The 7,051-nt window shown below is 71.2% G+C and carries 5 protein-coding genes; 1 reads left to right on the forward strand and 4 read right to left on the reverse strand.

Features of this window, described 5'->3' with window-relative positions; translation table 11 throughout:
• The first annotated feature begins 154 nt into the window (after positions 1-154).
• Positions 155-2,296, forward strand: a complete 2,142-nt coding sequence (locus ACYVJ0_RS07990; RefSeq protein WP_460817122.1) for a PhoX family protein — start codon at positions 155-157, stop codon at positions 2,294-2,296.
• Positions 2,297-2,346: 50 nt separating this feature from the next.
• On the opposite strand, the gene ACYVJ0_RS07995 is transcribed toward ACYVJ0_RS07990, so the two are convergent.
• From ACYVJ0_RS07995 to ACYVJ0_RS08010, 4 genes are all read right to left on the reverse strand, one after another.
• Positions 2,347-3,027, reverse strand: a complete 681-nt coding sequence (locus ACYVJ0_RS07995) for a hypothetical protein (protein ID WP_460817124.1) — start codon at positions 3,025-3,027, stop codon at positions 2,347-2,349.
• A gap of 25 nt (positions 3,028-3,052) precedes the next feature.
• Positions 3,053-4,600: an MFS transporter gene (locus ACYVJ0_RS08000; protein ID WP_460817125.1), complete on the reverse strand. Its 1,548-nt coding sequence runs from the start codon at positions 4,598-4,600 to the stop codon at positions 3,053-3,055.
• A 119-nt stretch (positions 4,601-4,719) separates the two neighbouring features.
• Positions 4,720-5,709, reverse strand: a complete 990-nt coding sequence (locus ACYVJ0_RS08005) for an LLM class F420-dependent oxidoreductase (RefSeq protein ID WP_449853889.1) — start codon at positions 5,707-5,709, stop codon at positions 4,720-4,722.
• Positions 5,710-5,785: 76 nt separating this feature from the next.
• Complete coding sequence (locus tag ACYVJ0_RS08010) at positions 5,786-6,835, reverse strand: lipoate--protein ligase family protein (RefSeq protein ID WP_460817127.1); 1,050 nt, start codon at positions 6,833-6,835, stop codon at positions 5,786-5,788.
• Positions 6,836-7,051: the final 216 nt, after the last annotated feature.

Below are 7,051 nucleotides of genomic sequence, written 5' to 3' on the forward strand. Positions count from 1 at the left end.
CGCCTCTCACCGGGGGGATGAGCGCGGTGACCGAGCATGCCCGGAGAGCAAACGGGGAGTCGACACGCGAAGCACGCGCCGTCCAGACCCGGTTCACGATCCGTTCATTCTCATGTTCCCCTTATCTAAGAATCCGCGGCCACGTTGAGGACCCATGAGCCTTCTCCTGGATCCCCCCTCGAACTCCGCCACCGACGACGGCTCCGGCACGCCGACGCCCGAGCGCCGCCCGCTGCTCACCCTGCTCATGAGCGGCCGCACCCACGGCAAGCGCAGCGCCGTGACGTGCCTCTACAAGTGCGACAACGCGTGCTTCCACCCCGCGCCGAACACGAGCGAGAACGGCTACTTCCGCGACATCGCCGACGCCGTGCTCAGCCGCCGCGCGGCCCTCGCCGGCGGCGCCGCCGCCGCGGCGGCGGTGGTCATCGGCGCGAACCTGCTCACCGGCGGCCAGCCCGCCTCGGCCGCCAAGGTCGGCAGCGGCGGCGGCGCGGCGTTCGGCTTCACGCCCATCGCGCCCGTGCCGTACACGGTCGACGCGTTCACGGTGCCGGAGGGCTTCCGCTGGGACCCGATCATCCGCTGGGGCGACCCGCTCTTCGACGCCGCCGACGCCTTCGACCCGCACGCGCAGACGGCGCAGAAGCAGGCCAGGCAGTTCGGCTACAACTGCGACTACCTCGACATCATCGCCCACCCGAACGGCAAGAGCGCCGTGCTCGTGGCGAACAACGAGTACACGAACGCGCCGATCATGTTCCCGCCGGCCGCGAGCGAGGAGGAGCGCCTCGAGCAGCTCCGGGTGACCATGGCCGCCCACGGCATGTCGGTCGTCGAGCTGCAGCGCAAGCACAAGGGCACGCCGTGGTCGTACATCGTGGGGGCGCCGCGCAACCGCCGCATCACGGCGAGCACGCCGTTCGCCGTCGACGGGCCGGCCGCCGGATCCGACCTGCTCAAGACGAAGGACGACCCGGCCGGCCGCACGATCCTCGGCACCTTCGGCAACTGCGCCGGCGGCACCACCCCGTGGGGCACCGTGCTCTCGGGCGAGGAGAACTTCAACGGCTACTTCCGCGCCGACAACGAGGGCGACTCCGTGGCCGCGGCCGGCGCCCGCCGGTACGGCATCACGCCCAGCGCGTCGAGCTACGGCTGGGAGGCCGTGGACGCGCGCTTCGACGCCCGCCAGCCCGGCTACGAGAACGAGCCGCACCGCTTCGGCTGGATCGTCGAGATCGACCCGGAGGACCCGAGCGCGGCGCCGGTGAAGCACACCGCCATGGGCCGCATGAAGCACGAGGGCGCGAACGTCACGATCTCGAGCTCCGGCCACGCCGTGGCGTACATGGGCGACGACGAGCGCTTCGACTACCTCTACAAGTTCGTCTCGCGCGAGAGGTTCCGTCCCGGCAAGAGCGCCAAGGCGCGGGCGCACAACAAGACGCTGCTCTCGAGCGGCAGCCTGTACGTCGCGCGCTTCACGGGCGACTCGCCCGTCGAGGAGATCACGGGAACGGGCGCGCTGCCGTCCGACGGCCAGTTCGACGGCGCCGGCGAGTGGCTGCCGCTCGTGATCGACGACGAGAGCGTCGTGCCCGGCATGACGACCGACGAGGTGCTCGTCTTCACGCGCCTCGCGGCCGACGCCGTGGGTGCCACGAAGATGGACCGCTGCGAGGACGTCGAGCCGAGCCCGCGCAGCGGCCGGGTGTACGTGGCCTGCACGAACAACACCAACCGCGGCACCGGATCGAACGAGGGCGCCACCGAGGTGAACCCGCGCAACGTCAACCGCGACGGGCACGTGGTCGAGATCACCGAGGCGGGCGAGGACGCGACGGCGACGACGTTCGGCTGGAGCATCCTCATCCTCGCCGGCGACCCGGCCACCAACGCGCTGACGTACTTCGCCGGCTTCCCGGCCGACAAGGTCTCGCCGATCTCGTGCCCCGACAACCTCGCGTTCGACTCCGGGGGCAACCTGTGGATCTCGACCGACGGGCAGCCGGGCACGATCGGCTACAACGACGGCCTGTTCCGCGTGCCGCTCGAGGGCGCCGAGCGCGGCAACGTGCAGCAGTTCCTGGCGGTGCCGCGCGACGCCGAGACGTGTGGCCCCGTGATCCACGACGGCGACCAGAGCGTCTTCGTCGCCGTCCAGCACCCGGGCGAGGAGGGATCGTGGGAGGCGCAGAACTCCTACTTCCCCGACTACGTGCCCGCCGGCACCCTCGAGGGCGGCAAGTGGGGCGGCCCCCGCCCCTCGGTCGTGCAGGTGACGCGCGCCTGACGCGCGCTCGACGATGATGGCCCGGGCTCACCGCCCGGGCCATCATCGTGTCACATGTTCGCCCAGGCGATGAGGCCGGCGACGGCGAGCACGGCGGCGAGGCCGCAGAAGACGAGCGGCGCGATGCGCGCCTTGCGCTCCTCGTCGGCGTCGGCCCAGGCGGTCCCGGTGAGGACCACCTCGGGCCGGGTGAACGACAGCACGGGCAGAACGACGAACAACACGACGACGACGTAGGCGCCCAGGCCGCCCAGCATGAGCAGGAGCGGGTTGAGCACGAGCGCCTGAACCCAGGTGCTGGCCCCGCCCTCGACCCACAGCGAGCCCGCGCCCTCCGCCAGGGCGTACACGCCGGGGAACAGCATCGCAACGACGGTGAGCACCCAGACCGCGAGCACGACGACGGCACCACCGAGCAGCGGCACGACGAGCAGGCGCACGAGCGTGATCTCGGTCCTCTCCTGCCGCAGCACCAGTGCGGGCAGGATGACGACGACGATGAAGATCGCCGGCGCGAACGCGAAGACGAAGAACCCGACGTTGCCGAGCGGCTCCGGCTCCAGCGCGAGCGCGAATCCGCCCACGCCCATCAGGACGCCGAGCACGAGCGCCGCGAGGTTCGGGATCGTGCCGAACGTGCGCGCCACGAGCGTCTCGGGCTGGCTCGTCGGATCGTCCGCCGACCACCCCTGGCCCCAGTCGTCTCCCGCCTCGCGTGCGCCGTCGGACATCACCGGCCACCTCCCGCATCCGACATTAGATGCCGTCGGTCTCCGCATCGTGCACCCGCGCGTTGCGACCTGCTCCCGAGTCGGACACCGCCGCCGCACCCGCGGCCGCCTCGCCCTCCACCGGCGCCGCCGCCTCTCCGGCCTCGCCCTCCTTCGGCGCGCTGGCCTCGTACTGCCTCGAGAGCAGGCGGTACTGCGGGGTGAGGAAGGCGAGGAGCGCGAGCACCGTGCACACGAGACCCGCGATCACGAAGATCAGCGCGATGCCGCGCGACTCGCCGGTGCCCAGCAGCCACATCCACTGCCGCTGCCCCTCGCCGGTGCGCATGTAGGGGATGACGAACAGCTCCGCGATCGGCGCGATGAGCAGCGCCGTGATCGGCGCCGAGGCGGCCTCGAAGGTCATGGCGAACCCGAACACGCGGCCCTGCTTCTCGTAGGGCACGACGCGCTGGATCACCGTCTGCTCGGCCGCCTCGATCGCGGGGACGAGCGCCATGTAGAGCCAGATGCCGCCGATGAAGAGCCAGCCCCACTCGCGGATGCCGAACAGGGCCCCGATCACGCCGATGAGCACCGCGACGACGAGCATGGTGCGGATCGGCTTCCTGCCGAGCCCGCGCGAGGCGATGAGCGCGCCGCCCGCGATGAAGCCGGTCGAGGCGACGGCGAACCAGATGCCCCAGCCCTGCACGCCGAACAGGTCGATGCCGTACGGGTCCATGAGCGCCATGTAGACGCCGCCGACGAGGTTGTTGAGCGTCGTGAACAGCACGAGGGCGAACAGGCCGGGCGCCGCGATCACCGCCAGCCATCCGCCGCGGATGTCGACCCACTTCACCTGCTGCTCCGTGCGGACCACCCGGCGCTCCGGGATCTGCAGGGCGAGCAGGTGGAGCATCGTGAGCGCGAGCGCCGAGACGCCGATCACGAGCGTCCACCCCATGCCGAGGAAGCCGACGGAGAGCCCGCTGAAGACGCTCGTCACGAGCATCGCGAGGCCCTGCACCGTGCCGACGAGCCCGTTCGCGTTGGCGTGGCGCTCGTCGGGCACGAGCAGCGTCACGGTGGTCGACAGCGCGATGTTGCGCAGCTGCTCGACGACCGCGCCGGCGAGCATGACGACCGCGAAGATCCAGAACGCCGGCCCCGTGAGATCCGTGATGGCGCCCTCGCCGACGACGAAGAAGAACGCGGAGTCGAGCACGAACACGATCAGCGCGATGAGCGTGGCCCACACCATGACGGGCTTCTTGCGGAAGCGGTCGACGAGCGTGCCGAAGAACATGCTGAACAGCGAGACGAACAGCATGTACGCGCCGCCGATCACGCCGGTCGCGATGACGTTGCGCGTCTCGGCGTAGATCCAGAAGGTCAGCGCGAACCACAGGAAGCTCGTCGTGACGTTCGCCACGGCCGTGTTGACGAGCACGTGGAGGAAGCGCCGGAAGCCGTCGGCGGGGACGACGACGGCCTGACCGGTGGGGTCGTGCGAGACGGGCGGCGCGGCCGCGCCGTCGCCGGGGTGCGTGGGCGGGCGCGACGCGTCGCCCGAGGGCGTGGAGGTCTCCATGGGGCCCAGGGTAGGCGGCGCCTCGGACATCCGATACGTCTCAGGACGACGAACCGGCCGCGCTCAGCGGACGCCGCCGCGGAGAGGGTCGCTCCTCTGCGCGGCGGCGTCCGGCGCGCTCAGGACAGCGCGGGGATCACCTTCTGCTCGAACAGCTCGAGGCCCGAGGTGTCGTAGGCGGCCTCGGGGAAGTACGTGATCGCGTAGTCCATGCCGAGCTCGCCGATCGCGGCGAGCTTCTCGGTGACCTGCTCGACGGTGCCCACGAGGGCGCCGGGGGCGCGGTACTCACCCATGATGCGCTCCAGGGTGTCGCCGAGGTGCGGGGCCAGGCGCGCCTCGATCGCGCGCAGCCGCTCCTCGACCTCGGCCTCGGTCTCGCCGATCACCGTGTTGAAGTTGCTCGATCGGGTGATCTCGGCGAAGTCGCGCCCGATCCGGTCGGTGTGGCCGCGCAGGATCTCGCTCTTGGCGCGGAACACCTCCGGATCGCCGCCGGCGAAGTTCGTGTACGAGGCGTACTGCGCCGCGATCCGCAGCGTCACCTTCTCGCCGCCGCCGGCGATCCAGAACGGGATGCCGCCGTCCTGCAGCGGCAGCGGCTGCACGATCGCGCCGTCCACCTGGTAGAACTCGCCGTCGAGCGTGGCCTTGCCGGTGAGCCATGCCTGCTGCATGATGTCGACGCCCTCGCGCAGCATGCGCAGGCGGGCGGGCGCGTCGGGGAAGCCGTAGCCGTACGCGCGCCACTCGTGCTCGTACCATCCGGCGCCGATGCCCATCTCGGCGCGGCCGCCCGAGACGTGGTCGACGGTCGCCGCGACCTTGGCCAGGTAGGCCGGGTTGCGGTAGCTCATGCACGTGCACATCTGCCCCAGCCGCACGCGGCTCGTCGAGGCGGCGAACGCCGCCATGAGCGTCCAGGCCTCGTGCGTCGCCTCGGCGCTCGGCACGGGCGTGGTGTGGAAATGATCGTAGACCCAGATCGACTCCCACGGGCCGGCGTCGGCACGCTGTGCCAGCCCGTTCATCGTGTTCCACTGCTCGGCGGTGTCGATGCCGACCAGGTCGAAGCGCCAGCCCTGCGGGATGAAGGTTCCGAATCGCATAGCGCTCACGCTACTCCCGCACGGCGGTCGGCAGGGACGCGACCCGCCCCGATGCGGCGCCGACACGCCCGCGCGCTCAGGGCACGCGGTGCAGCCAGGCGTCGGTCGAGAACTTGGTGCGCACGAGCTCCTCGGCGGCCGCGTACTCCGCGGCCGAGACGGATCCGCGCGTCGCGCCCGTGTAGGCGGCGAAGGTCTCCATGAACCGGTCGATGATCGCCCGCCGGGGCATGCCCGTCTGGCTGCGCAGCGGATCCACCCGCTTGGCGGCCGAGACCGTGCCCTTGTCGCTGAGCTTCTCGCGCCCGATGCGCAGCACCTCGGTCAGCACCTGGCCGTCGATGTCGTAGCTGAGCGTGGCGTGGTGCAGCACGCCGCCGTTCGCGAGGCGCTTCTGCGCCGCGCCGCCGATCTTGCCGGTGGGGCTCGCGATGTCGTTGAGGGGCTGGTGCGTCGCGTCGATGCCGACCGAGCGCAGCGCCTGCAGCACCCAGTCGTCGAGGTAGGCGTACGAGTCGGCGAACGTCAGGCCCGCCACGAGCGAGGCCGGCACGTAGAGCGAGTACGTGATGATCTGCTCGGCGCCCATGAGCATGGCGCCGCCGCCGGAGATGCGGCGGACGACCTGGAAGCCGTGCTTCGCCGCGCCATCCGGATCCACCTCGTTGCGGTACGACTGGAAGGATCCGATGACGACGGCCGACTCGTCCCACTCCCAGATGCGCAGCGTGGGCTTGCGCTCGCCGGCGCCGACGCGCTCGGTGAGCACCTCGTCGAGCGCGAGGTTCATCATGGGCGAGACGGCGGGGTCGTCGACGATCTCCCACTCGAAGTCGCGCCAGCCGGCGGCGGTGACGAGCGCGCGGCGCACGGCGGTGCCCACCGACTCCGGCGTGAAGCCCAGCAGCTGCGCGCCCTCCGGCAGCGCGCCGCGCACGGCGGCGGCGATCTGGGGCACGTCGGCGGTGTCGGGCAGGCCGTTCACGGCGGCGTTGATGTCGAGCAGCGCGTCGTCCGGCTCGAGGAAGAAGTCGCCCGCCAGGTGGAAACCGCTGATCCTGCCGTCCACGACGTCGAGGTCGACGACGACGAGCTTGCCCCCTGGCACCTTGAACTCACCGTGCATGCTCCCACCCTACGACCGCGAAACAGCAACCCGGCGCCGAGACAGCGGCGTCTGCACGCTGTCTCGGCGCGCGGATGCTGTCTCGCCGGATGTGGGGGGTGCCCCTATGTCTCTTGTCAAGCGGCGAGGGCCGGTTCGGGAAGGCGTGGCTGGTAGAGGGTGCCGTCGCGGAGCATGGCGTAGAGGACGTCGGAGCGGCGTCTGGCGAGTGCGATG

The sequence above is a fragment of the Microbacterium petrolearium genome (genome assembly GCF_054782875.1).

Bases quoted from the DNA above. Each gene is read 5' to 3' on its own strand.
- ACYVJ0_RS07990 (WP_460817122.1), top strand. From the start codon at position 155: ATGAGCCTTCTCCTGGATCCCCCCTCGAACTCCGCCACCGACGACGGC.
- ACYVJ0_RS07995 (WP_460817124.1), bottom strand. From the start codon at position 3,027: ATGTCCGACGGCGCACGCGAGGCGGGAGACGACTGGGGCCAGGGGTGG.
- ACYVJ0_RS08000 (WP_460817125.1), bottom strand. From the start codon at position 4,600: ATGGAGACCTCCACGCCCTCGGGCGACGCGTCGCGCCCGCCCACGCAC.
- ACYVJ0_RS08005 (WP_449853889.1), bottom strand. From the start codon at position 5,709: ATGCGATTCGGAACCTTCATCCCGCAGGGCTGGCGCTTCGACCTGGTC.
- ACYVJ0_RS08010 (WP_460817127.1), bottom strand. From the start codon at position 6,835: ATGCACGGTGAGTTCAAGGTGCCAGGGGGCAAGCTCGTCGTCGTCGAC.